21 protein-coding genes, 1 tRNA gene and 1 pseudogene are annotated in these 21053 nt (G+C 56.8%); 12 read left to right on the forward strand and 11 right to left on the reverse strand.

From position 1 onward, the window contains the following. The first annotated feature begins 29 nt into the window (after positions 1-29). Positions 30-1508 carry a D-alanyl-D-alanine carboxypeptidase/D-alanyl-D-alanine endopeptidase gene (dacB, locus tag AC2FLD_RS08845; RefSeq protein ID WP_496668682.1) on the forward strand — a complete coding sequence of 493 codons (1479 nt, stop codon included), beginning with the start codon at positions 30-32 and terminating at the stop codon, positions 1506-1508. Between the two features lie 24 nt (positions 1509-1532). Here the strand turns inward: dacB and AC2FLD_RS08850 are convergent, their stop codons facing one another. From AC2FLD_RS08850 to AC2FLD_RS08860, 3 genes are all read right to left on the reverse strand, one after another. Further along, positions 1533-1955, reverse strand: a complete 423-nt coding sequence (locus AC2FLD_RS08850; RefSeq protein WP_496668684.1) for a tellurite resistance TerB family protein — start codon at positions 1953-1955, stop codon at positions 1533-1535. A 102-nt stretch (positions 1956-2057) separates the two neighbouring features. After that, the gene (locus AC2FLD_RS08855; RefSeq protein ID WP_496668686.1) at positions 2058-2432 is read right to left on the reverse strand and encodes an EamA family transporter; all 375 of its coding nucleotides are present in this window, start codon (positions 2430-2432) and stop codon (positions 2058-2060) included. Beyond that, positions 2429-3166: a class I SAM-dependent methyltransferase gene (locus AC2FLD_RS08860; protein WP_496668688.1), complete on the reverse strand. Its 738-nt coding sequence runs from the start codon at positions 3164-3166 to the stop codon at positions 2429-2431. Before AC2FLD_RS08860 ends, AC2FLD_RS08855 begins: the two co-directional genes overlap by 4 nt. Positions 3167-3545: 379 nt before the next feature. On the opposite strand from AC2FLD_RS08860, the gene AC2FLD_RS08865 reads away from it, so the two are divergent. The 5 genes from AC2FLD_RS08865 to AC2FLD_RS08885 all read left to right on the forward strand — a co-directional run bounded on the left by AC2FLD_RS08865 (position 3546) and on the right by AC2FLD_RS08885 (position 8940). Next, complete coding sequence (locus AC2FLD_RS08865; protein ID WP_496668690.1) at positions 3546-5120, forward strand: lysine--tRNA ligase; 1575 nt, start codon at positions 3546-3548, stop codon at positions 5118-5120. Positions 5121-5169: 49 nt separating this feature from the next. Then, positions 5170-5571, forward strand: a complete 402-nt coding sequence (locus AC2FLD_RS08870) for a DUF4864 domain-containing protein (protein WP_496668692.1) — start codon at positions 5170-5172, stop codon at positions 5569-5571. A 138-nt stretch (positions 5572-5709) separates the two neighbouring features. After that, positions 5710-7998, forward strand: coding sequence for a glycosyl hydrolase family 28-related protein (locus AC2FLD_RS08875; RefSeq protein WP_496668694.1), 2289 nt, complete (start codon positions 5710-5712; stop codon positions 7996-7998). A gap of 143 nt (positions 7999-8141) precedes the next feature. Then, positions 8142-8468, forward strand: a complete 327-nt coding sequence (locus AC2FLD_RS08880; RefSeq protein ID WP_496668696.1) for an antibiotic biosynthesis monooxygenase family protein — start codon at positions 8142-8144, stop codon at positions 8466-8468. Positions 8469-8532: 64 nt separating this feature from the next. Next, the gene (locus tag AC2FLD_RS08885; RefSeq protein WP_050604144.1) at positions 8533-8940 is read left to right on the forward strand and encodes a universal stress protein; all 408 of its coding nucleotides are present in this window, start codon (positions 8533-8535) and stop codon (positions 8938-8940) included. Between the two features lie 3 nt (positions 8941-8943). On the opposite strand, the gene AC2FLD_RS08890 is transcribed toward AC2FLD_RS08885, so the two are convergent. Beyond that, a complete protein-coding gene (locus AC2FLD_RS08890; RefSeq protein WP_496668698.1) occupies positions 8944-9420 on the reverse strand; it encodes a HugZ family pyridoxamine 5'-phosphate oxidase in 477 nt (158 codons plus the stop codon). Positions 9421-9448: 28 nt separating this feature from the next. On the opposite strand from AC2FLD_RS08890, the gene AC2FLD_RS08895 reads away from it, so the two are divergent. Then, positions 9449-9964 carry an excalibur calcium-binding domain-containing protein gene (locus AC2FLD_RS08895; RefSeq protein WP_496668700.1) on the forward strand — a complete coding sequence of 172 codons (516 nt, stop codon included), beginning with the start codon at positions 9449-9451 and terminating at the stop codon, positions 9962-9964. 18 nt (positions 9965-9982) lie between these two features. Here AC2FLD_RS08895 and AC2FLD_RS08900 read toward each other — a convergent pair whose 3' ends face one another. Then, positions 9983-10552, reverse strand: coding sequence for an excinuclease ABC subunit B (locus AC2FLD_RS08900; protein WP_496668702.1), 570 nt, complete (start codon positions 10550-10552; stop codon positions 9983-9985). Between the two features lie 79 nt (positions 10553-10631). On the opposite strand from AC2FLD_RS08900, the gene AC2FLD_RS08905 reads away from it, so the two are divergent. Next, positions 10632-10922, forward strand: a complete 291-nt coding sequence (locus tag AC2FLD_RS08905; RefSeq protein WP_050604147.1) for an antibiotic biosynthesis monooxygenase family protein — start codon at positions 10632-10634, stop codon at positions 10920-10922. A 281-nt stretch (positions 10923-11203) separates the two neighbouring features. Here the strand turns inward: AC2FLD_RS08905 and AC2FLD_RS08910 are convergent, their stop codons facing one another. The 3 genes from AC2FLD_RS08910 to AC2FLD_RS08920 all read right to left on the reverse strand — a co-directional run bounded on the left by AC2FLD_RS08910 (position 11204) and on the right by AC2FLD_RS08920 (position 14805). Then, positions 11204-12049, reverse strand: coding sequence for a trypsin-like peptidase domain-containing protein (locus AC2FLD_RS08910; RefSeq protein ID WP_496668704.1), 846 nt, complete (start codon positions 12047-12049; stop codon positions 11204-11206). Between the two features lie 8 nt (positions 12050-12057). Then, positions 12058-14244: an excinuclease ABC subunit UvrB gene (gene uvrB / locus AC2FLD_RS08915; protein ID WP_496668706.1), complete on the reverse strand. Its 2187-nt coding sequence runs from the start codon at positions 14242-14244 to the stop codon at positions 12058-12060. Positions 14245-14325: 81 nt separating this feature from the next. Next, complete coding sequence (locus AC2FLD_RS08920) at positions 14326-14805, reverse strand: SRPBCC family protein (RefSeq protein ID WP_496668708.1); 480 nt, start codon at positions 14803-14805, stop codon at positions 14326-14328. A 157-nt stretch (positions 14806-14962) separates the two neighbouring features. Here AC2FLD_RS08920 and AC2FLD_RS08925 point away from each other — a divergent pair, with 157 nt between their 5' ends. The 3 genes from AC2FLD_RS08925 (at position 14963) to AC2FLD_RS08935 (ending at position 16004) form a co-directional block, all read left to right on the forward strand. Further along, on the forward strand, positions 14963-15274 hold the full coding sequence (locus AC2FLD_RS08925; RefSeq protein ID WP_496668710.1) for an ETC complex I subunit: 312 nt from the start codon (positions 14963-14965) through the stop codon (positions 15272-15274). Beyond that, positions 15275-15751 (forward strand): GNAT family N-acetyltransferase, encoded by a 477-nt coding sequence (locus AC2FLD_RS08930; protein ID WP_496668712.1) that lies wholly within the window; start codon positions 15275-15277, stop codon positions 15749-15751. Between the two features lie 176 nt (positions 15752-15927). Continuing rightward, positions 15928-16004 (forward strand) — tRNA-Arg (locus AC2FLD_RS08935). A 176-nt stretch (positions 16005-16180) separates the two neighbouring features. Here AC2FLD_RS08935 and AC2FLD_RS08940 read toward each other — a convergent pair. Beyond that, a pseudogene (locus tag AC2FLD_RS08940) lies at positions 16181-16315 on the reverse strand (IS3 family transposase); the annotation flags it as partial. 65 nt (positions 16316-16380) lie between these two features. On the opposite strand from AC2FLD_RS08940, the gene AC2FLD_RS08945 reads away from it, so the two are divergent. Next, a complete protein-coding gene (locus AC2FLD_RS08945) occupies positions 16381-18864 on the forward strand; it encodes a cation-translocating P-type ATPase (RefSeq protein WP_496668714.1) in 2484 nt (827 codons plus the stop codon). 245 nt (positions 18865-19109) lie between these two features. On the opposite strand, the gene arcC is transcribed toward AC2FLD_RS08945, so the two are convergent. Together arcC and argF are read right to left on the reverse strand one after the other, a co-directional pair. After that, positions 19110-20048 carry a carbamate kinase gene (gene arcC, locus AC2FLD_RS08950; RefSeq protein WP_496668716.1) on the reverse strand — a complete coding sequence of 313 codons (939 nt, stop codon included), beginning with the start codon at positions 20046-20048 and terminating at the stop codon, positions 19110-19112. A 3-nt stretch (positions 20049-20051) separates the two neighbouring features. After that, entirely contained in the window at positions 20052-21050 is a 999-nt protein-coding gene (argF, locus tag AC2FLD_RS08955; RefSeq protein WP_496668718.1) for an ornithine carbamoyltransferase, read from the reverse strand. Between the last annotated feature and the right edge of the window lie 3 nt (positions 21051-21053).

The raw sequence follows: 21053 nt of genomic DNA on the forward strand, positions 1-21053 counted from the left end.
CGTTTGCTCAGTGGGATTTTAATTCGGCTATGGCTGGTCGTTTTTCACGTCGTGTATTTCTGGGGGGATTGGGGGCATCTCTGATCCCGGCAGCGGGACATGCGCAGGCGCCGCTGGTCTCTCTCAGGCCGCAGATCCGCGGGGTGCCTCTGAGCGGGGCCGAACGTCTGGTGGCTGCGGCTGGATTAAAGGGCGAGGTTGTGTTTGCGGTTGCGGAAGTGGAGACCGGGGCGCAACTGGAGGTGTTCGGAGATGGGGCCGCCTTGCCCCCGGCCAGTGTCGGCAAGGCGCTAACCGCGCTTTATGCGCTGGACGTTCTGGGCGCGGATCACCGGTTTGAAACCCGTCTGGTGACGGATGGACCGATCGAGAATGGCATTCTGCATGGTGATCTAATCCTGGTGGGCGGCGGAGACCCTCTGCTGGATACGGATGCGCTGGCCACGATGGCGGCCAACCTGCGCGAGGCAGGAGTTACCGAGGTACGCGGCGCGTTCAAGGTCTATGACGGAGCGCTGCCTTTTGTGTTCAGCATTGATCCCGGGCAGCCGGATCATGTGGGGTACAGCCCAGCCGTCAGCGGGATTTCGTTGAATTTCAACCGTGTTCACTTTGAATGGAAGCGCGCTGGAAAGGGCTATGACGTAAGTATGGACGCGCGCAGTGCGCGCTATGTGCCTGCGGTGGATGTGGCCGCTATGCGAGTCGAGAGCCGAAGCCTGCCCATATACACCTATCAGCCAAGCGCGCGGCAGGATCGGTGGACCGTGGCCAAGGGTGCGCTGGGCAATGGGGGTGCGCGCTGGTTACCGGTACGCAAACCCGCGCTTTATGCAGGCGATGTGTTTCGAACCTTGGCGCGGTCAAACGGGGTTGTGCTGGGGCGGGTGCAAGTGACACGGCAAAGCCCGCAGGGCGTGGACCTTGTGGTGCATCGCAGTGACGCATTGGAGAGTATTCTGCGCGGGATGCTGAAATATTCGACCAATCTGACGGCTGAAATGGTCGGGCTGGCTGCAACCAAAGCACGGGGTGTCTATCCCGGAGACCTGGCTGAGTCGGCGGCCGAGATGAACCGTTGGGCGTCAGAGAGCTTTGGCGTCAGCGGTATCGCCATGGTCGATCATTCTGGTTTGGGTGACGCCTCTCGCATTGTGCCCGCAGATCTGGTTTCGGCCTTGGTGGTGGCGCAGAAGGCAGGAATATTGCGCCCCCTGATGAAGCCGTTTGCGTTGACTGATCGGAATGGTCGGATTGTCAAAAACCACCCTGTAAAGGTTGATGCAAAGACTGGAACATTGAATTTTGTCTCGGGGCTGGGGGGATTCCTGACAACGGCAGATGGGGTCGATCTGGCCTTTGCGATATTCACCGCGGACGTGGCGCACCGCGCAAACATACCACGCGCGCAACGTGAACGTCCGGATGGCGCGCGCAGCTGGAACCGACGGTCGCGGAAACTGCAACGCGCGCTGCTCGAACGCTGGGGCGCGTTGTACGGCAGTTAAAGTCTGAAACCCGACGAGCCCTTGTCAGACGGCGTGGCGCGCGCGGGCTCCGCGCTCAATTGCGGCAGCGTGCAGGCGGTCGATGTTCAATTCATAACGTATTTCTTCCAGCAATCGCAGCTCGGTTTCGGCCAGTGATCCGTCTGCGGCGGCAACATCACAGGCCAACGCATAAGCGGTTTCGTTCAACCGTTCTGGTAGGTTGTCGCGGATCAGGCCAAACAGAGCATCCAGCCCGTCTTCCTGTTCAAACAGATCAAACACGATCTGTGATACGTGGCGCATCCGGTCGATATCATACCCGGCGAAGACCGGAAGCATGTTCACCGCAACTTCTATCTTGACCAGTTCAGCGGTTCGGATCGTTTCGTCAGATGCCGAAATCGCAACCATGATCGCCACAAGGCAATCCTGTGGGGACATCGGGTGGGGAACTTGCTCGGTCATTCGGTGCATCCTGCTTGGGGTTCTTCAAAGGCGCAGGATAGAAGGGGGGCAGGGCAGGTTCAACATCTTGTTTTGCCGGGTCTGTGCAGCAGGTTGGACCGATCAGGTGTTCATCACCACCATCCCGCCGAGCAAAAGACCAGCCCCAACCCAATAGCGCAGCCCCAGCGTTTCGCCAAAGAACAGCCATGAGGCAAGTGGAACCAGCACAAAGCTCAGTGCCATGAACGGATAGGCTTGCGACAAGGGCACATGTCTGAGGACATAAATCCACAAGATCGTAGCTGATCCGTAGATCGCAAGTGCGACAAGTAAAAAGGGGTCAAGCAGGGTATGCAGAACGCCCATCACGCCTGTGGCGTCGCGTTCGTCGATCCGCCCGCCAGCGAGTTTGAACAGCACCTGCCCGAGGGAAATCATAACGGGCGTCAACAGCAGGCCCGTCCAGATAATAACCGTCGGTGTGGCAGCGCTCATGCCGCCTGATCCTTTGCGGGCTTTTCGTTGGTTTGCTTCGCCGGGCGATCTTCGCAGTAGTAGATGTCGCGCCCGATATCTTCGCAGACATGCGTGCTGGGACTGGGATGCACAGCGCGCAGAAAGCTGTGAGTGTAGGGGAAGAAGTTGAAATGAGGATTGAAGCTGTAGAGGTACTCCCTCTCGCGCGGGACCACAATTATGACGCGCTTTCGCGCGACCCGGCGCAGCTCAGCAATCGCTCGGCGATAGTCCAATAGGTGTTCGATCACATGGGTGCAGATAACGGTGTCGAAGCTGTTGTCTTCAAAGGGCAGATCCTCGATCCGTGCGGCAACATAGGTGATGTTATCCAGAGCCTCTGCGTCGTCGACCACAAAATCTACGCCGGTCATGTCGGGAATTTCCGGGCGCAGGGCGCGGATACGTTGCAATAGAACGCCGGTGCCGCAACCGACATCGCAGATGCTGTCGCCCACTGAGTCTTTGGCGACCCGATCTATGCAGGCTTCGGAATTGTCGGTTCCGTCGTGAACGCGTGGGTGGTCGCGATACAGGGTTTCGTATTCTTCATCCGTCAGAAAGGGCGCGCGTTCGCGGAATGCGGCAAGCCGCGTAATATGTTCGCCCCAGACCCGGCGAGCCAGCCAGTGGAAAACGGCGCTGTCACGCAGAATTGGCGGCACGATATCTTCGAGAACAAAGCGGATCAGGTTGGTAGTTTCGCGTCGCATCTTGTGTCCTGTGGTCCGGGAAGGTCCTGTTTTTCGCCCTAGTCATACATGGCTCGGGAAACACACGAAATACACAAGCCAAGCCAGAGTGTGTCGCACGTGTCATTTTTGTTTCGGGGCCACACTCAACTTGCCAATTTAGTTTCAAGAACGCTGGTTCGTGAAATGGAAGACGTAGAAATGGCTGGTGGAGTGTTTGTGGGTCAAACAACCTGGGCGGTTCGAGCTTCTTTCAGTCCGACCGCAGACCTGTTTTCGACCGGGGTATGGCGCGAAATGCGCCACTGCTTTATTGACTTATGCTGCACTGGCACAATAGGAGGGGCCGGTCCGGTTGCATGCGGCGACCAAAGCACCTTTCCCGATGGAGCATATTGAAATGTCTGAACTGCGTGAAACCGCGATGTCGTCCAAGGCCTGGCCTTTTGAAGAGGCGCGCCGGTTGCTCAAACGCTACAGACAAGGTGCTCCGGAAAAGGGGTATGTCCTGTTCGAAACCGGTTACGGCCCATCGGGCTTGCCTCACATCGGTACGTTCGGTGAGGTGGCGCGAACCACGATGGTCAAACGTGCGTTCGAGGCGTTGTCGGATATTCCGACCAAGCTGATCTGTTTCTCGGACGATCTGGACGGGATGCGCAAAGTGCCCAGCAACGTTCCGAACCCGGAGATACTGGAACAGCATTTGCAGCGCCCGTTGACATCGGTGCCGGATCCATTCGGCGAGTATGACAGCTTTGGCGAGTACAATAACGCCATGCTGCGACGGTTCCTCGACACTTTTGGGTTTGAGTATGAGTTCTACTCGGCCAAGGAGTTCTATGAGTCCGGACAGTTTGACGAGGTCCTCAAGCGCGCGGTTGAGCGCTATGACGAGATCATGGCGATCATGCTCAAAAGCCTGCGAGAGGAGCGCCAGCAGACCTATTCGATCTTCCTGCCGCTGCACCCCGAAAGCGGTCGGGTGATGTATGTTCCGATGAAAAAGGTCTGTGCCGAGACATACACAGTGACCTTTGACGACGAGACGGGCAGAGAATGGACCGTTCCCGTCACCGGTGGCCATGTAAAGCTGCAGTGGAAGCCGGACTTCGGCGCGCGCTGGGCGGCGTTGGGTGTCGATTTCGAGATGTATGGCAAAGAACACGCGACCAACGAAAAGATTTATGACGCGATCTGCCGGGCTCTGGGCGGTCGTGCTCCCGAACATTTCTCGTATGAACTGTTCCTGGATGAAAATGGTCAGAAAATTTCGAAATCGTCCGGCAATGGCGTGGCTATTGACGAATGGCTGACCTATGCGCCGACTGAGAGCTTGGCGTATTTCATGTATCAAAAGCCCAAGACGGCCAAACGGATGCATTTCGATGTAATCCCGAAGGCTTATGACGAATATCATCAACAGTTGCGTGCCTATCCGGGGCAGGATCTGAAGGCGCAGTTGAACAACCCGGTTTGGCATATCCATGGGGGTGATGTTCCTGAATCGACCTTGATCGTGCCCTTCGCGATGTTGTTGAATCTGGCATCGGTGTCTGGTGCGGAAGACAAAGAGGCGCTGTGGGGCTTTATCCGCCGTTATGCGCCGGAGGCGACGGCCGAGAGCCATCCCGATCTGGATCAGGCGGCAGGCTTTGCAGTGCGCTACTTCAACGACTTCGTCAAACCGACGCGCAAGCATCGCGCACCTACGGATCAGGAACGCGAGGCGTTGGAAGCGTTGAAAGCTGCGCTTGAAGCTTACGATGGGCCGACCGAGGACGAGGCGCTTCAATCTGTGGTCTATTCCATCGGACGCGAGCGGTTCGATCCCATGCGTGGCTGGTTCACGGCCCTGTACGAGGTGCTGCTGGGCGCATCACAAGGCCCGCGTTTTGGTGGGTTCATCGCTTTGTACGGTGTGCCTGAGACAATTGCGCTGATCGACAAGGCGCTGGCCGGAGAGCTGGTCTGATTTGACCTGAACAGGTGTGGGGCTACTCTTTTCAAAAGGAGGTGGCCCCATGCGTCGACTGTTGCTTGCTATATCCTTGAGTGCCGGATTGGCGTCAGGAGCGTTTGCACAAAGCGCCGAGATTGAGGCGAATATCGCGGCGCAGATACAAGCCTTCAAGGCGGATGATTTTGCGACGGCCTTTACCTTTGCCAGTCCCAACATTCAGCGCCTGTTCCAAAACCCCGACAATTTCGGAGCCATGGTGCGCAATGGGTATCCCATGGTTTGGCGTCCGGCGGGTGTGCGCTTTCTGGAGCTGCGTGAGATCGCCGGAGCTTTGTGGCAGAAGGTGATGATTACCGACGGCAACGGCAGTATTCATATTCTGGATTATCAGATGATCCCGCTGGAAAGCGGTTGGAAGATCAACGGGGTCCAGCTTTTGGGTAACTCGGATCCTGCAGCCTGACGCAACACCACCGTCACGGTGAGATGAGCCGTGGTTAATTCCCTTTCGGTATCCAGACTTCCGCGTTCGGGACGGACCTGAACACGAGGTTTGGACGCGTTGCCAGATATGTGCGGCGCGATTGAGAAAGGGTTTTCAATGAACAAGGCAATCACCGACGGCATCGTGTTCATGCCACCGCAATTTGCGAATGGCTTGACGGTCTGGTCTGCTGGAGACGGGACACCCGGCTCGCCCACCTATGGCGGGTCCGGCACCGGGGTTTTTGCACCGTCGGACGCGGATTTTGGCGGCTGTCTTGAGATTCTGAAGGTGAACACCACGCAGCAACTGCGCTACATGGGGCAGACGCCGATCCTGCCGGGTTGCTATTTGCAGATCAAAGCCCGTGTCAAAGCGATTAGTGGCCCGCTGCCATCAGTGCGCATCGCCGCCTGGGCAGGCGGGGCGGGAGACGCACATGTGGCAGGTGTTGTAGAGCAAGGGCCAGCGACTCAGCTATCGGGTTATGGTTCTGTGCATGAGATCACCGCGATTGTGGGCACCGGCCAGCGCCCGGGCGTGGATATGCCCTGGGGGCTCGCTGCGCTGTACGGGCATTTCGGCGTGGACATCGAAGGGGCCAATGGTGCCTTGGTGCGTGTTGACGATCTTGAGATTACTGACGTCACCAATGTTTTTCTTCGTGAAATGATCAGTCTGGTGGACGTTCGGGATTATGGCGCCTTGGGTGACGGTGTTACGGACGATTCCGCCGCGTTTGAAGCGGCGGATCAGGCAGCTGGCGGTCGCCGTGTCTATGTTCCGCAGGGCATCTATCACCTTGCAGAAAACACCAGTATGGCTTCCGAGATGGAGTTCGAAGGCACCGTTACGATGCCGGATGACAAGATGCTGTTGCTGACCAAAGACTTCCATCTGCCCAGCTATATCGCGGCCTTTGGAGATGAAGAGCTGGCGTTCAAAAAGGCGTTTCAGGCGCTGTTGAATAACTCGGATCATGAATCACTGGATTTGGGTGGCCGCAAGATTTCAGTAACGGCCCCGATCGATATGGCCGCAGCGGTTCCGAACAAACAAGGCGGTTTCTCGACCCGCCGTGTGATCCGAAACGGTCAATTCGATGTCAAAAGCAGCACGGCTTGGGATACCGAGACCTTCACATCGGTAGCGACCTATGATCCTTCGGACAACACTCGGCTGACCAACGTCGCCAATGTCGCGAATATTCCCGTGGGATCTTTGGTACAGGGAAGCGGTGTCGGGCGCGAAATCTATGTGCGGTCAAAAAACATTGGGGCGGGCGAGATTATCCTGAACGCGCCTATCTATGATGCCTCGGGCACCCAGACTTTCACGTTTCACGCGTTCAAATACCTTCTGGACTTCAGCGGCTTTAACACGCTGCGCAAATTCGGCATGGAGCAGATCGAATTCCAGTGCAACAGCCGATGCAGCGGCATCCGTCTGGCGGCATCGGGCAGCACATTCCAGCTGAAAGACTGTTTCGTCAGCCGCCCGAAGGATCGGGGTATCACTTCGATCGCGACAGGGTGCAAAGGGATGTTGATCGACAATTGTCAGTTCCTGTCGGCGGAAGAGTCTTTCCCCGTGACGGATCGGTCTTCGATCGCGCTGAACACCAACTCGAATGACGTTAAGCTGCGGCACAATCAGGCGGTACGGTTCAAGCATTTTGCCGTGTTGGGCGGCGACAACAACATGGTTCTTGGCAATCACTTTTTCCAGGGTGATGGCATTCCGCAGGGTGTTCGCACCGCTGGGCTGATCATGATCGGCACCTATAACAGTTCCACCATCGCCGAGAACTATATCGACAACTGTTTTATCGAATGGACCAATGAACGGGACGCGTCACCCACCTATACCAGTGGGTTCTCGTTCAGTGCCATGAGCATCACGGACAACATCTTCTACTCAAGCCAGGCGCCGTCCTGGTTCAGCTTTCTCATTGTGCGCCCTTATGGGGCCGGGCATTTCTTGAACGGTTTGGCTGTGACCGGAAACAAGTTTCGCGCCACAAGCGGTTGGATAGATCGGGCGGAAAGGGTGGACACGTCATTTGCGGATCTGAACAACAACAGGCACACGAATGTGACGTTCCAGAACAACACCTATCACGGTGTCACCAAAAAATCTGCGCATCCGTTGAGGATTCGTCACCAGCAGAACTCTGCGTCGAATTTTTGGATTATTCCTGCAAATGGAGAGCTGCCGTTTAACGGAAAAGCACGTAGCTGTGATGGAGTCACGATTGTTGACGGGATCTACGGTGTTTTCAATAATTTCGTTTTCGGCGTTCCTCATGTTGTGACCGAGCATGGATCTGCAGGTGAAAACTTGCTTTTGCGCTGGTCAGAACACGTCAGGGGTGAAGTGTCGGTTCTGATGCGAATGGAGAAGTAGCACCAGGGCTGGCCACCCCATTAAGGGTGGCCAGTTCACCATTCTTTGCCAGAAGCAATTGATCATGATGCGTCATGCCGGCAGTAATTAGGCGACGTTTGTTTTCGGTGTGCTAAGCTGAGGAAAGCAAATGGAGAGTCCCGATGCCGAAAATCGCTAAAAACGCCAGTGTTCAAACAGTTATCACAACCTTTGAAATGACCCCGGGAACGTGTCAGGACCTGTTGGAGGCCCTGACAGATGCTTATGCCGAGTTCATCTCAAAGCAGCCGGGATTTGTGTCTGCAGGGCTGCATGTGAACGACGCCCAAACGCGCATCGCCAACTATTCGCAGTGGGAACGCCGCGAATATTTTCTCGCCATGTTGCGGACGCCCGAAATGCGCGACCGCAACCGCAAGATCAACGAATTGTGCAAAAGCTTTGAGCCGGTCATGTATGACGTGGCCGAGACATTCGGAAGTTCCTGACCTGAATCAAAGCCTGCAGCATTTGTCTGTTTCACAGTTATCCTGCAAAACGGAGGCTCACGCTATGTATCACAACATTCTTGTCCCTATCTCTTTTGATGCTGAAAGAGACACGTCCGGGCCTTTGAAGCTGGCCCAGCTTTTGGCCACGCCAGACGCACAGGTGACATTGCTGCATGTGGTCGAGCATATTCCGAATTATGCGATTTCGTATATGCCGCCCGAGTATCTCACCGAAGCGCGCAAGGCGATTCAAGCGGAACTGGATGAGCTGGCATCTCAGTTGCCGAATGCACGTGGATTGGTGGTCGAAGGGCATTCCGGACGAACAATTCTGGACTGGACCGAAGCCAACAATCCCGACTTGATCATTATGGCATCGCATCGGCCGGGGATGCAGGATCTGTTGCTGGGCTCGACTGCATCTCATGTCGTGCGGCATGCGGGGTGCGCGGTGCATGTGGTTCGCTGACCGTCAGAAATCCCCCGCTGTCAGACGATAGGCTTTGCCAAAACCGCCATTCAGTAACCCATCCTTTATGGCGAACCTGACAAAGCTGAAATCTGCGAAATCGACGTATAGCTTTGCTTTGGGCCGCAGGCTTAGATACCGCTCGCGCAGCGGGGCATAGTCGGACATGTCCCGGTGTACCGGCTGTGCCACGGCATGAAGCGTCAGACGAGGATGCGTCAGCGGGTCGCCCTTCTCTTCGGGCTCTCCGACCAGAAGGGCGCAATTGGGATTGGCGTTCAGCGCGCAGGTGTGTTCAGCCAGAGAAGAGATCAGCGTGACGGGGCAGCCATCTGTATCCGTGGCCAGCGCGATGCGGGACAGCGTCGGCAGAGTCGTTTCGGGCTGCAGAACGGCCAGCGCAGCGAACCGGGCCTGCTCAAGAAGCTCTCTGGCCTGCGCACGAGCGTCGCCGTCCGGGGTTTGATATGGATTGGTCACTGTATCGGCAAGACCTCGGAATCAGGGTTTGGCAATCACACTAGTGGGCAAAACAAGGTCCCGCCAACCTTTCAGATCGATTGCCTCGGCTTTGCCACATATCCATCGTAAAAGCCCGGACATGCTGTTCAAGAAGTCTACGCAGGATACGCCTGACCTGAACCCAAGATCGTCCAGACGCCATCAGCGTGCCGAGGCCACGCGCCGGCAGGCGTTGTCTCCGATACGTATCCTGACCATGGTTCTGTTGCTGCCACTGACCACCGTACTAATCGCGGTGAGTGTTTTCATTCGACTGTCCGAGTACAATCGGGACGAGGCAGTGATCCATCTGATCGCCCTGGTAGGGTGCGATGCGACGCAGGCCATGGGGATCGGACCTTTTCGGGAAGGGCAGCCAGGGTATCACACACGCAACGACCCGGATGGGGACGGGGTGGCCTGCGGCTTTGCCGAAGCGCCAGCCTCCCAGAATGCGCAACCAGAGAACCGCCCAGAGCCGCAACAACGTTCTGTCGGCAACGCCAAATTCGTGCGCCCATAGCGTATAACGCAAACGTATTCAGGATAACTGCGCGCCTGCACACGTGCGAAAAATACGCACCTGCGGCGCTGCGTCGTTCAGGGGAAACTCTGCGATCCCGTCTTGCGTGAACGCATAGGCGACCCGGTTGTGCTCCAACCCATCCAGCACATTGCCAAAGCCGGTATCTGTCACCGTCAACGCGGATCCTTCGTCGGACAAGACATGGCGTGGGGTGGCGATTTCGATGGGGTTTGGTCCTTCGAACCGCATCGCAAACCACGGGGATTGGGCCCACATCTGATCCTTTCGAGTGACCGTCAATGTATAGAGCGGTGCGGACGGGTCATAGGTCAGGAAAATCGTTGCCGCACCTGTGTCATGCGACAGCGTGCAGATATCGCCCACTGTCGCCTCCCACGCGGAGGCCGGGGTGGCAAGGATCAAAGAGGTCAGGATTGCGCGCATGGGTGGGGATGTAGCCGCCGAACAGGGCAAGACAAGGTCCGGGGCTCCCACGGCGCAACCCTGAAGTGTCAGCTGCTTGAGCGCAGTGAGGCGCGTGGTTGAAAATGGCTGCAAATCCCACGTATCAATGCGAGATTTCAAGGCGCTGTGCTAGGGTGCGCGCGGCGTGGTCGTTCCGGTCGCGTCCCATGGCAATTTCGCCAGACGAGGGAGGAAAGTAATGTTTGCACGTATTACCCAATTCAAGATGAAGCCCGGCACGCGCGAGGCCGCCACGGCGAAAATGAACGCATTGAAATCCGAGATCATGGGCATGCCCGGCATACACAGCTTTACCAACGTGATGAACGAGGATGGCTCGGGCTATGTGATTTCGGTGGTCGAAAGCGAAGCGACCTCAAACGCAAACGCGCCCAAAGTGGCCGAGCTGTGGGGTCACTTCGCCGAATTCATGGAAGGTCCACCGACCCCGGTTGGGTACGACGTGGTTGCGCATTGGGATAAGGGATAAGTTACCGGGCGGGATATTCCCGCCCATCTCCTTACAAAAGAAACTGCGCCAGATCTTCGGTTAGCACCATACGGGTGCCGCGCACTCAGTGATGGGCGCTTTGGACCTCCTGCGAGCTTGGCAGGGTGTTTGGGTTCGACATGGCAGCCGTTTGGAATCACAATCCGTGATTTCAAACGTGGAGGAGAGAGCGCTGGGCTGCAAGTTTGAAGTGTGGGGGGTGTTGAGTATCGCATAGCTTGGCAATGTGAGATGGATGAATCTATCAATCCTAAGCCTGCCTATTCAATAACAAGTGGGCCATTAATTATTGGATGATTACCTTGAACTCCGTCCTGAAGAATCTCTTCCAAAATTTCAGCCTTCCAGACGATTCCAAGCTGGAAACCAACACCTTCTTCCGAGGTTCTCCCAGAGTAAATTCCGACAAAGTTTTGCCAAGAGCCGATCTTTAGATCAGCTGACGTGTTTTGGTCACCACCATGACCCAACACTCCATGACCTTGCCCAAGAACAGGAGACCCCGACAGACCTGGGTTGCCGAGGGTGTCTATACAAAAATTGGGGTGTTCGTCTGCGGCATGACCGGGTTCACTCGCAACTGAGCCCCGTTTCCAGATTGGCGTCATAAGCGGCCCCGATAATCCTTCTGGAAAACCTACTACGAAACAATCAGTTCCAATTGCAGGTTGCCACTCAGCCTCAAAGCTAATTTCATTCAAACAGTAAGGCTTACCATCTCCCAAATTTTCCTGACTAAAGGGAAGGATCACAACATCCACAAGATTCCGAGACACATGTTCCCGCCAGGTTGCCTTACCCTCTTCAACGAAAAGGTTGTAATCCCTTTCTCTCGCTACGATTTTGTCCTTTCCTTCATGCTGCTCTACGCAAACAAAGAAACGCACACGTATTGTTGTGGGGCAAAACGAACCATTGGGCTCCAAAGTCTGAGGATTCAGGCCAGTGACGTTATGCCAATTGGTAACAAGGTAAATCGCATCCTCAAACTTCCAAAAGAAACCAGTCATTACTGAAGTATTTGGATGAATGGAGCCATCCTCATATTTGCGGTATGCACGAATGTGGACCACTGCCCTTGATACGCCCGAAATTAACCGCGCCACTAATAACCTTACCTCTTCCGTCTCTTCACATTCCCACCCCGCTGCCCCGGTCGTCCAGCCGTTGAGCGTCCGCGTGACTTCACCGCGTCTTCTGAGGCTTTCTCGACCGCCCATTGGCGCGCCATAGGGTCGTCGGCGATGGCCAGATCGACCGCTTCCAGACGTTTGATCTCATCCCGGATATTGGCGGCCTCTTCGAATTCCAGGTTCTCGGCGGCTTTGCGCATCTTGTCGCGCAGACCGTCCAGATGGGCCTCCAAATTCGCGCCGTGCATCGGTTTGTCGATGGTGGCAGTGACGCGGTTCATGTCGACGTCGCCCTGATAGAGCCCGGCCAGAACGTCCTCGACGTTCTTCTTCACCGTGGCGGGCGTAATGCCGTGTTCCTCATTATAAGCGACCTGTTTGGCCCGGCGGCGGTTGGTTTCATTCAGTGCGCGCTCCATCGAGCCGGTGATCTTGTCGGCATACATGATCACCCGGCCATCGGCGTTCCGCGCGGCGCGGCCGATGGTCTGGACCAGAGAGGTTTCTGATCGCAGGAAGCCTTCCTTGTCGGCGTCCAGAATGGCGACCAACCCGCATTCGGGAATGTCCAGCCCCTCGCGCAGCAGGTTGATGCCGATCAGCACGTCGAAGGCCCCCAATCGCAGGTCGCGCAGGATTTCGATGCGTTCCAGCGTGTCGATGTCCGAGTGCATATAGCGGACTTTGATGCCCTGTTCGTGCAGGTATTCGGTCAGGTCCTCGGCCATGCGTTTGGTCAACGTGGTGACCAGCGTGCGGTATCCGTCGGCAGCAACTTTGCGCACCTCGTCCAACAGATCGTCCACCTGCATGCTGACAGGGCGGATTTCAACCTCGGGGTCCAGCAGGCCGGTGGGGCGGATCACCTGTTCGGTGAAAACGCCGCCGGTTTGCTCGATTTCCCACTTCGCCGGGGTTGCCGAGACGAAGACGGATTGCGGGCGCATGGCGTCCCATTCCTCGAATTTGAGGGGGCGGTTGTCCATGCAGGAGGGCAGGCGGAACCCGTGTTCGGCCAGCGTGAACTTGCGCCGATAGTCACCCCGGTACATGCCACCGATCTGTGGCACGCTGACGTGGGATTCGTCGGCAAAGACAATGGCGTTGTCAGGGATGAATTCGAACAGGGTGGGGGGCGGTTCACCGGGTGCACGACCGGTCAGATAGCGCGAATAGTTCTCGATCCCGTTGCAGACGCCGGTGGCCTCGAGCATTTCCAGATCGAAATTGGTGCGCTGTTCCAGACGCTGGGCCTCCAGCAATTTGCCTTCGCCCACCAACTGGTCGAGGCGCATCCGCAGTTCCTTTTTGATGCCGATAATCGCCTGCTGCATCGTGGGCTTTGGTGTCACGTAGTGCGAGTTTGCATAAACGCGCACCTGTTCCATCGTGGCCGCGCGTTCACCGGTCAGGGGGTCGAATTCGGTGATGGCCTCCAGTTCCTCGCCAAAGAACGACAGCTTCCAGGCGCGGTCCTCAAGGTGGGCGGGCCAGATTTCCAGTGAATCGCCGCGCACCCGGAACGATCCGCGCTGAAACGCCTGATCGTTTCGGCGGTATTGCTGGGCGACCAGATCAGCCATCACCTGCCGCTGGTCGTACTCATTCCCGACCTTCAGGTCCTGCGTCATCGCCCCATAGGTTTCGACCGAGCCGATACCGTAAATGCACGACACTGATGCCACGATGATCACATCGTCCCGTTCCAGCAGAGACCGCGTGGCCGAGTGGCGCATGCGGTCGATCTGTTCGTTGATCTGCGATTCTTTTTCTATGTACGTGTCGGACCGCGCGACATAGGCCTCGGGCTGGTAGTAGTCGTAGTAAGAGACGAAATACTCGACAGAGTTCTCGGGGAAGAAACCTTTGAATTCGCCGTATAGCTGCGCCGCCAGCGTCTTGTTGGGCGCAAGGATGATCGCCGGGCGCTGGGTTTCCTCAATTACCTTGGCCATTGTAAAGGTCTTGCCCGTTCCGGTCGCACCCAACAGAACCTGTTCACGTTCGCCGTCCAGCACGCCGCTGGTCAATTCTTTGATCGCTGTCGGTTGGTCACCAGCGGGGGCAAACTCTGTATGCATGACAAACTGCTTGCCGCCTTCCAGTTTCAGGCGTGCGCGCACATCTTCGGTTGTCATTTGGGTCTTGTCGGAATGGGCGTATGGCATGGGCAGGCTCCGGGTCAGACCTCTACATTTGTTCTTATTTTGTCCAACTGCAAGGGCTGATCCGATACGAAATCCTCAGATTCAATAATAGGCGGGCTGTGCTTCCGAAATGATATCCGAACTCACCTTGTCGGCTAGCGCCTTCAGGTTGCCGTCGAGAACCCTGGACATCATCATTTTCATCAGGCTTTGCCCCATAAGCCAGCCGAGAGGGCCATATTTCACGGTATAATCCATGCTCCAGGTCACTCGGGTTCGGGTCTGTGCCAGTGGTTCGATGGCAATAGCGGCGTGCGCTTCGATCAAGGGCATCGCCGACATCTCGGACAAGCGCACAGTGTAACCTCGGTTGGGGTCCCATTTGGTCACTTCTTCAACCAAAGAAGTTCCGTTCTCAAAATAACAGCGCCGCCTTGATCCAATGCCAGTGGCACCATGGGTCAGGGCCTCCACTTGCGCGATCTGCGGCGCAATCTCGTCAATCTGTATAAACCGGCTGAGTATCGCCCAGATTTTCTCGGGGTGCGCGTCGATTTCGAGGCTGCGTTCATGGTGGATCATCTGTCTATACCTTCGGCTGATCTTTGAGCGATCATAGGTGGACCTAATGTCAGTTTCTGACATCAGCTCGCTGGAACCTGCCGCGACAATTGCAATCTTGCCCCCGGGCGCGCTCTGACGCATAAACAGCTCAGCCAAGTGAGTACGGAGAGGCGACATGCGCGCACGGATTTACCAGCCTTCGCGAAACGCGATGACCTCGGGGATGGCCAAAACCCGCAAATGGGTTCTGGAATATGCCCCGTCCTCGGCGCGTGAGGTTGACCCGCTGATGGGCTGGACCTCTTCCAATGACACGCAAACTCAGATTCGCCTGAAATTCGACACCAAGAAAGAGGCGATGGATTACGCCAAGGACAATGGTATCGACGCTCAGGTCAGTGAGCCGCACAAGCGCAAACCCAACTTGCGCACGCGAGGCTATGGCGAGAATTTCGCCACGGACCGGCGCGGCCCCTGGACTCACTGAATGATCGAAATCCGCGAGGCTGATCCGACCTCGGATGCTTTGCTCCCGCTTGTCGAGGCGCATTTTGCCCATAGCGAATCGGCGGGGCCTGTGGAAAGCAACCACACCATGAACGCCAAGGCTTTGGCCGGATCGGGGATTCGATTCTGGGCGATCTACGATGAGGCGCAGCCATTGGGGTGTGGAGCCTTGAAAGCTCTGCCCGATGGCACGGCCGAGGTGAAATCGGTACATATCCTCGAACAAGCGCGGGGGCGCGGTCTGGCGCGTGTAATGATGAAACACCTTGCCGAATTAGCGCGCGCCGAAGGTCTTGACGCATTGGTTCTTGAAACCGGAGCTGAGCATCTTGCGGAATACGATGCGGCCCGCAAGCTCTACGAGGGGTTGGGTTATTCCTATTGCGGACCGATCCATGGGTATAGTGATGATCCGAACAGCGCATTCATGCGCTTGGCTCTTGAACCCGGCCCGTAAAAACCGCAAGTAGGGCTCAGCGGTCCCTTAGCTCAACTGGATAGAGCACCAATAACCGCCTAAATTTCACCAATTCGTGCAATCTGTTGATTAAAAAAGATAAGTTTTTGGTGTGCTCACCAAGAGAATACCAAGTTGACTTATCTGATGGCATTGTCCAATAACAGTTAAACTGCGCCCACGTAATTCAACTGGATAGAATATCCGACTTCTAATCGGGCTGTTGGGGGTTCGAGTCCTCCCGTGGGCGCCACTTAACTGATTCTCCGTTCTTACGGTTGTATATGGACGCAGTTCGTAGGTGGGTAAAAACTGTAGGGCAAACGCCAATCTACTTGCTGTCGTCTCCGGGCGGTACTTTGAACACTGAGCCGATTTTTCAACGGTATGTCTCAAACAGCTTGCGCAAATGACTAAAGAACTGACCTTGCTGTCCTCGCCTTTTAGGCCGTCCAGCACGATCTTGATCTTCTCTTCTGCGGAGTACTGTTTGCGGGTCGCACGGCGAATGTCCTTTACGACCTTCTCACCGTGGCTCTGCTTGGTTCCGGGTTTCTTTCTCATCTCCACTCCTTGGCAGTTACGATGAGCCAGAAACCCTCTCTTATCAAATCGACCTAAACTGTCCCATGGGCGCTGACGTCAGACAGGTTGATGCGATTGCGATATTCGCGATCGCCATCTTCAACGCCTTCATCTCCTTCTGGCAGGAATACAAGGCCGAGCAGTCTTTGGCAGCCCTGCGGGAGATGTCTGCACCGCAGGCCTTCGTGCGCCGCGGCGGCGAGATCGTCGAGGTACCCGCGGCGGATCTCGTGCCGGGCGATATTCTGCGAGTAAAAGCCGGTGACATTCTGGCCGCCGATATTCGCTTTATCACCGCCAGCCGGATGCAGGTCGACGAGGCCGCGTTAACGGGAGAATCCGAACCGGTCGACAAACATGTCGATCCGATCGAGGACGAAGACGTCGTTCTGGCCGATCGTCTGAATATGGGCTTCATGAGCACGCAGGTCACTGGCGGCGCTGGTGAAGGCATTGTCGTGGGCACCGGAATGAAGACCGAGGTCGGTCACATCGCTGCCCTCATGTCCTCGGCGACAGAGCCAAAGACCCCGCTGCAACTCAAGATCGAGGGCCTTTCCAAGGTGCTGATCATGGCGGCCCTGATCGTGGTCGCCATCGTGATCGGCATTGGCGTGGTCAATGGAATGGATGCGGCCGAGATGCTGAACACGGCAATCTCGCTGTCGGTCGCGGCGATCCCGGAGGGCCTGCCGACAGTGGTCACCATCGTTCTGACGCTCGGATCGCAAAACATGGCTGCTAGCAACGCCTTGGCGCGACGGCTTTCCTCTGTAGAAACGCTCGGCGCGACCTCTGGGATCTGTTCGGACAAGACCGGCACGCTCACGCAGAACCAAATGCAGGTGATGCAATGCTGGGCCGGTGGTAAGGACTGGGAAGTGACCGGCGAGGGGTTCGATCCGCATGGCGAGTTCCGTTCCGAAGACGGCAGCGTGGCCGAGATCGAGACCGAAACGGATCTTCGGCAGATGCTGTCCGTCTCCGCCTATTGCAACGATGCGCGTATGGTCGAGGCTGACGGGCGCCCGGCGATCCAGGGCAACCCGACTGAGGGCGCTCTGGTCGTGGCCGCGGCCAAGGTCGGGATTTCCCGCGAGAAATTGACAGAAGCGCGGGTCGAGGCGCTTCAGCAATTCCCCTTCGATTCAACGCGCAAGATGATGTCTGTCTTCGCTCGATTGCCGGATGGGCGCACTGTGCTCGGCGCCAAGGGGGCGCCGGATGTGATCCTGTCAAGGGCGAGCCATGTCCGCATGGCCGGGGAAACGCTTGAGATCTCCCCGGCCTTGCGGGAAGAGATCGAGGCGGTGATCGACAGTTTCGGCGAGAAGGCGCTCCGGACCCTCGCCGTGGCTTATCGGGAGGTGGCAGAAGAGGATCTGGACCATGCCGATCCCGAGCAGCGGATCGTACTGCTTGGCATTCACGGCATCATGGACCCGCCGCGCAGCGAAGTACCCATCGCCGTTTCGGAGGCAACCGGGGCCGGCATCCGAACGGTGATGATCACCGGCGACCACGCCGTGACCGCCCAAGCGATTGCGGAACAGATCGGCATTCGCTCCAGCGACGCGCAGACGGTTCATACCGGGGTCGAGCTCGACCAGATGAGCGATCAGGATCTGAAAGAGATGGTGCAGCACGCGGCCGTCTTTGCCCGGGTGACGCCGGAGCACAAGCTGCGCATCGTCAATGCCATGCAGGAGAATGGCGAGGTGGCGGCAATGACTGGGGATGGCGTCAACGACGCGCCCGCTCTGCGAGCGGCGGATATTGGTGTCGCCATGGGCATCACCGGCACGCAGGTCGCCAAGGACAGCGCTGCCCTCGTGCTGCTCGATGACAATTTCTCCACCATCGTGACGGCAGTCCGCGAAGGCCGGCGCATCTTCGACAATCTGCTGAAATTCATTCGGCAGGCGCTCACCGCCAACGTGGCCGAGGTCTCAACGATCCTGTTCGCCTTCCTTCTGATGGGGGCAGACCCGCTCCTGCCGATCACACCGTTGATGATCCTCTGGGTGAATCTTGTATCGGATGGGCTACCGGCTCTGACACTCGGCTTCGAGAAAGCGGAACCCGACCTGATGCAGCGCCCACCGCGCCCGCGCGACGATAATCTGTTCGGTGGCGGAATGAAGGAGCGGATCCTGATCCGGGGAACGCTGCTCGGCCTGCTGACCTTTTATGTCTTCCAGGAGTTTCACGAACGAGGCGCCTCCTTGGAACACGCCCAGACAGCAGCGTTCATGACACTGATCTTTGCCCAGATCTGGCATATTTTCGACGCCCGAACGACCTCCACGCTCTACCGAAAGTCGCCGCTCGGCAACCGCATCTTGCTTGGAGCGGTGAGCATTTCCATATTGCTGTCCCTTCTCGCCATTTATACTGGCGCCGGACATTTCGTGCTTGGAACAGTTTCCCTGCCTCTGTCGCATTTGCTCGGAGTGTTCTTTATCGCCGCACTGCCCACGCTTCTGTTGTCTGCGCTGAAGGAAATGTTCGGACTGAAATGGCTCTGACGCTACCTTTGCTTAGAACGGCACTGAAGGTGCTAGAATGGACATCCTGAAGCACCCATTCGGTGTCAACTTCTTGGCAGAGGGTCTGCATCGTGCCTGGCCAGCATTCCGCCCACAAGAAATTAGAGGAAGTTAAATTTTAGGGCCTGATAACCCATACGCACGATCTAGTGACGCGCAGCGTGCAGCGTCGTCCCGCGCGTCCCTTAGAGAGCATCATAATGAACAAGGCCTATTCTTCGGGCCTAATGAAACTGTGTTTCCCCCGCCTCCAGCGATACGGTCGTACCTTTTTCGCCAAGAACGGCGGCGGGAACATCTGCGAGCGCGCAAATAATGGCCCGACCACCCGAGGATCGCACAAAGTCCTGGGCGGCCTGCACCTTGGGACCCATTGATCCAGCGGGGAAGTCGTATTCATCCAACGCGTCGGGGGTGATCGACCGAATGCCTTTTTGGTCAGGCGTTCCCCAGTTCAGGAACACGGCTTCTGCATCTGTAGCGATGACAAAGAAATCTGCGCCAAGGTTCTGCGCCAGAAGGCACGAGGCGAAATCCTTGTCGATGACGGCTTCGACCCCGACCAGTTTCCGTTCTGCGCCTGCCTCGTACATTGTCGGGATGCCACCTCCGCCAGCGGCGATCACGGTCGCGCCCTTTTCTAGGATCCAACGGATCGGTTCGACTTGAAAGATACGTTTCGGGCGGGGCGAGGGCACCACGCGCCGCCAGTACTCGCCATCCGGTTTCACCGTCCAGCCCTTTTCAGCCGCTTCTTTCTTGGCGTCCGCTTCGGAATAAACCTGCCCGATGAACTTGGTGGGGTTGTCCAAGGCCGGGTCGCTCGGATCGACCTCGATCATGGTCAACAGGGTGGCGATGTGATGCTCGAAGGGCAGGATGTTCCCAAGCTCCTGCTCGATCATGTAGCCGATCATGCCCATCGTTTCGCCGACCAAAACGTCCAGCGGGTACTCCTCGACATCCGTATACATGATCTCTTGCAGAGCCAGCATCCCGACCTGCGGACCATTGCCATGAGTGATGACGGTTTCGTGCGCTTCGCAGAGCGGGGCGAGGGCTTCGGCGGCAATCTTCGCGTTCTTGCGCTGATTGTCCGCTGTCATCGCCTCACCCCGTTTGAGAAGCGCGTTGCCGCCAAGTGCTACAACAACGCGTCCCATGGTTTAGGCTCCCAATGTCGCGACGAGGATCGCTTTGATCGTGTGCATCCGGTTTTCGGCTTGCTCGAACGCGATATTCATATCACTTTCGAAAACCTCCTCGGTCACTTCCATCTCGGTGATGCCGAACTGTTCGTGAATGTCCTGACCGACCTTGGTTTCCAGATTGTGGAAGGCGGGCAGGCAATGCATGAATTTGACGGCTGGATTGCCGGTTTTCTTCATCAGATCCATGTTGACCTGATAAGGGCTCAGCAGCTTGATCCGCTCGGCCCAGACTTCTTTAGGCTCACCCATCGACACCCAGACATCGGTATGAATGAAGTCCGCGCCCTCTACGGCCGAGGTATCGTCGGTGATGGTCACACGTGCGCCGGTCTTTTCAGCCCGCTCCATCGCCAATTCGCGCACATCGTCATGGGGCTGGGTTTCTTTCGGAGAAATCATCCGGACGTCGCAGCCCATGATCGCGCCCAACATCAGCAGCGAGTTGCCCATGTTCGACCGACAGTCGCCCGAATAGGCATAGACAATGTCCTTGCGGGGCTTGTCAGCGTGCTCGATCATGGTCTGCATATCAGCAAGCATCTGGGTCGGATGCCAGTCGTCGGTCAGGCCGTTATAGACCGGAACACCGGCATATTCTGACAGCGTTTCAACCATGTCCTGACCAGCACCGCGGAATTCAATCCCGTCGAACATGCGGCCCAAAACGCGCGCCGTGTCTTTCATCGACTCCTTGTGCCCGATCTGCGAGCCCGATGGATCGAGATAAGTGATATTCGCGCCCTGATCGTATGCTGCCACTTCAAATGCACAGCGGGTACGTGTCGAGGTTTTTTCGAAAATCAGGCAAATGTTCTTGCCCTTCAAGGATTGCTGCTCGGCCCGGGCGTATTTCGCGCGCTTTAGGTCGCGCGCCAGATCCAGCAGGTGCAGCATTTCACGCTGGCTGAAATCGGCAATTTTCAGATAGCTACGGCCTTTGAGATTGAATGCCATTTT

It is taken from the genome of Ruegeria sp. CDSA021 (assembly GCF_059612325.1).

Excerpts from the sequence above, each read along its gene's own strand:
- dacB (WP_496668682.1), top strand. The coding sequence starts at position 30 with ATGGCTGGTCGTTTTTCACGTCGTGTATTTCTGGGGGGATTGGGGGCA.
- AC2FLD_RS08850 (WP_496668684.1), bottom strand. The coding sequence starts at position 1,955 with ATGACCGAGCAAGTTCCCCACCCGATGTCCCCACAGGATTGCCTTGTG.
- AC2FLD_RS08855 (WP_496668686.1), bottom strand. The coding sequence starts at position 2,432 with ATGAGCGCTGCCACACCGACGGTTATTATCTGGACGGGCCTGCTGTTG.
- AC2FLD_RS08860 (WP_496668688.1), bottom strand. The coding sequence starts at position 3,166 with ATGCGACGCGAAACTACCAACCTGATCCGCTTTGTTCTCGAAGATATC.
- AC2FLD_RS08865 (WP_496668690.1), top strand. The coding sequence starts at position 3,546 with ATGTCTGAACTGCGTGAAACCGCGATGTCGTCCAAGGCCTGGCCTTTT.
- AC2FLD_RS08870 (WP_496668692.1), top strand. The coding sequence starts at position 5,170 with ATGCGTCGACTGTTGCTTGCTATATCCTTGAGTGCCGGATTGGCGTCA.
- AC2FLD_RS08875 (WP_496668694.1), top strand. The coding sequence starts at position 5,710 with ATGAACAAGGCAATCACCGACGGCATCGTGTTCATGCCACCGCAATTT.
- AC2FLD_RS08880 (WP_496668696.1), top strand. The coding sequence starts at position 8,142 with ATGCCGAAAATCGCTAAAAACGCCAGTGTTCAAACAGTTATCACAACC.
- AC2FLD_RS08885 (WP_050604144.1), top strand. The coding sequence starts at position 8,533 with ATGTATCACAACATTCTTGTCCCTATCTCTTTTGATGCTGAAAGAGAC.
- AC2FLD_RS08905 (WP_050604147.1), top strand. The coding sequence starts at position 10,632 with ATGTTTGCACGTATTACCCAATTCAAGATGAAGCCCGGCACGCGCGAG.
- uvrB (WP_496668706.1), bottom strand. The coding sequence starts at position 14,244 with ATGCCATACGCCCATTCCGACAAGACCCAAATGACAACCGAAGATGTG.
- AC2FLD_RS08920 (WP_496668708.1), bottom strand. The coding sequence starts at position 14,805 with ATGATCCACCATGAACGCAGCCTCGAAATCGACGCGCACCCCGAGAAA.
- AC2FLD_RS08925 (WP_496668710.1), top strand. The coding sequence starts at position 14,963 with ATGCGCGCACGGATTTACCAGCCTTCGCGAAACGCGATGACCTCGGGG.
- AC2FLD_RS08930 (WP_496668712.1), top strand. The coding sequence starts at position 15,275 with ATGATCGAAATCCGCGAGGCTGATCCGACCTCGGATGCTTTGCTCCCG.
- AC2FLD_RS08945 (WP_496668714.1), top strand. The coding sequence starts at position 16,381 with ATGGGCGCTGACGTCAGACAGGTTGATGCGATTGCGATATTCGCGATC.
- arcC (WP_496668716.1), bottom strand. The coding sequence starts at position 20,048 with ATGGGACGCGTTGTTGTAGCACTTGGCGGCAACGCGCTTCTCAAACGG.
- argF (WP_496668718.1), bottom strand. The coding sequence starts at position 21,050 with ATGGCATTCAATCTCAAAGGCCGTAGCTATCTGAAAATTGCCGATTTC.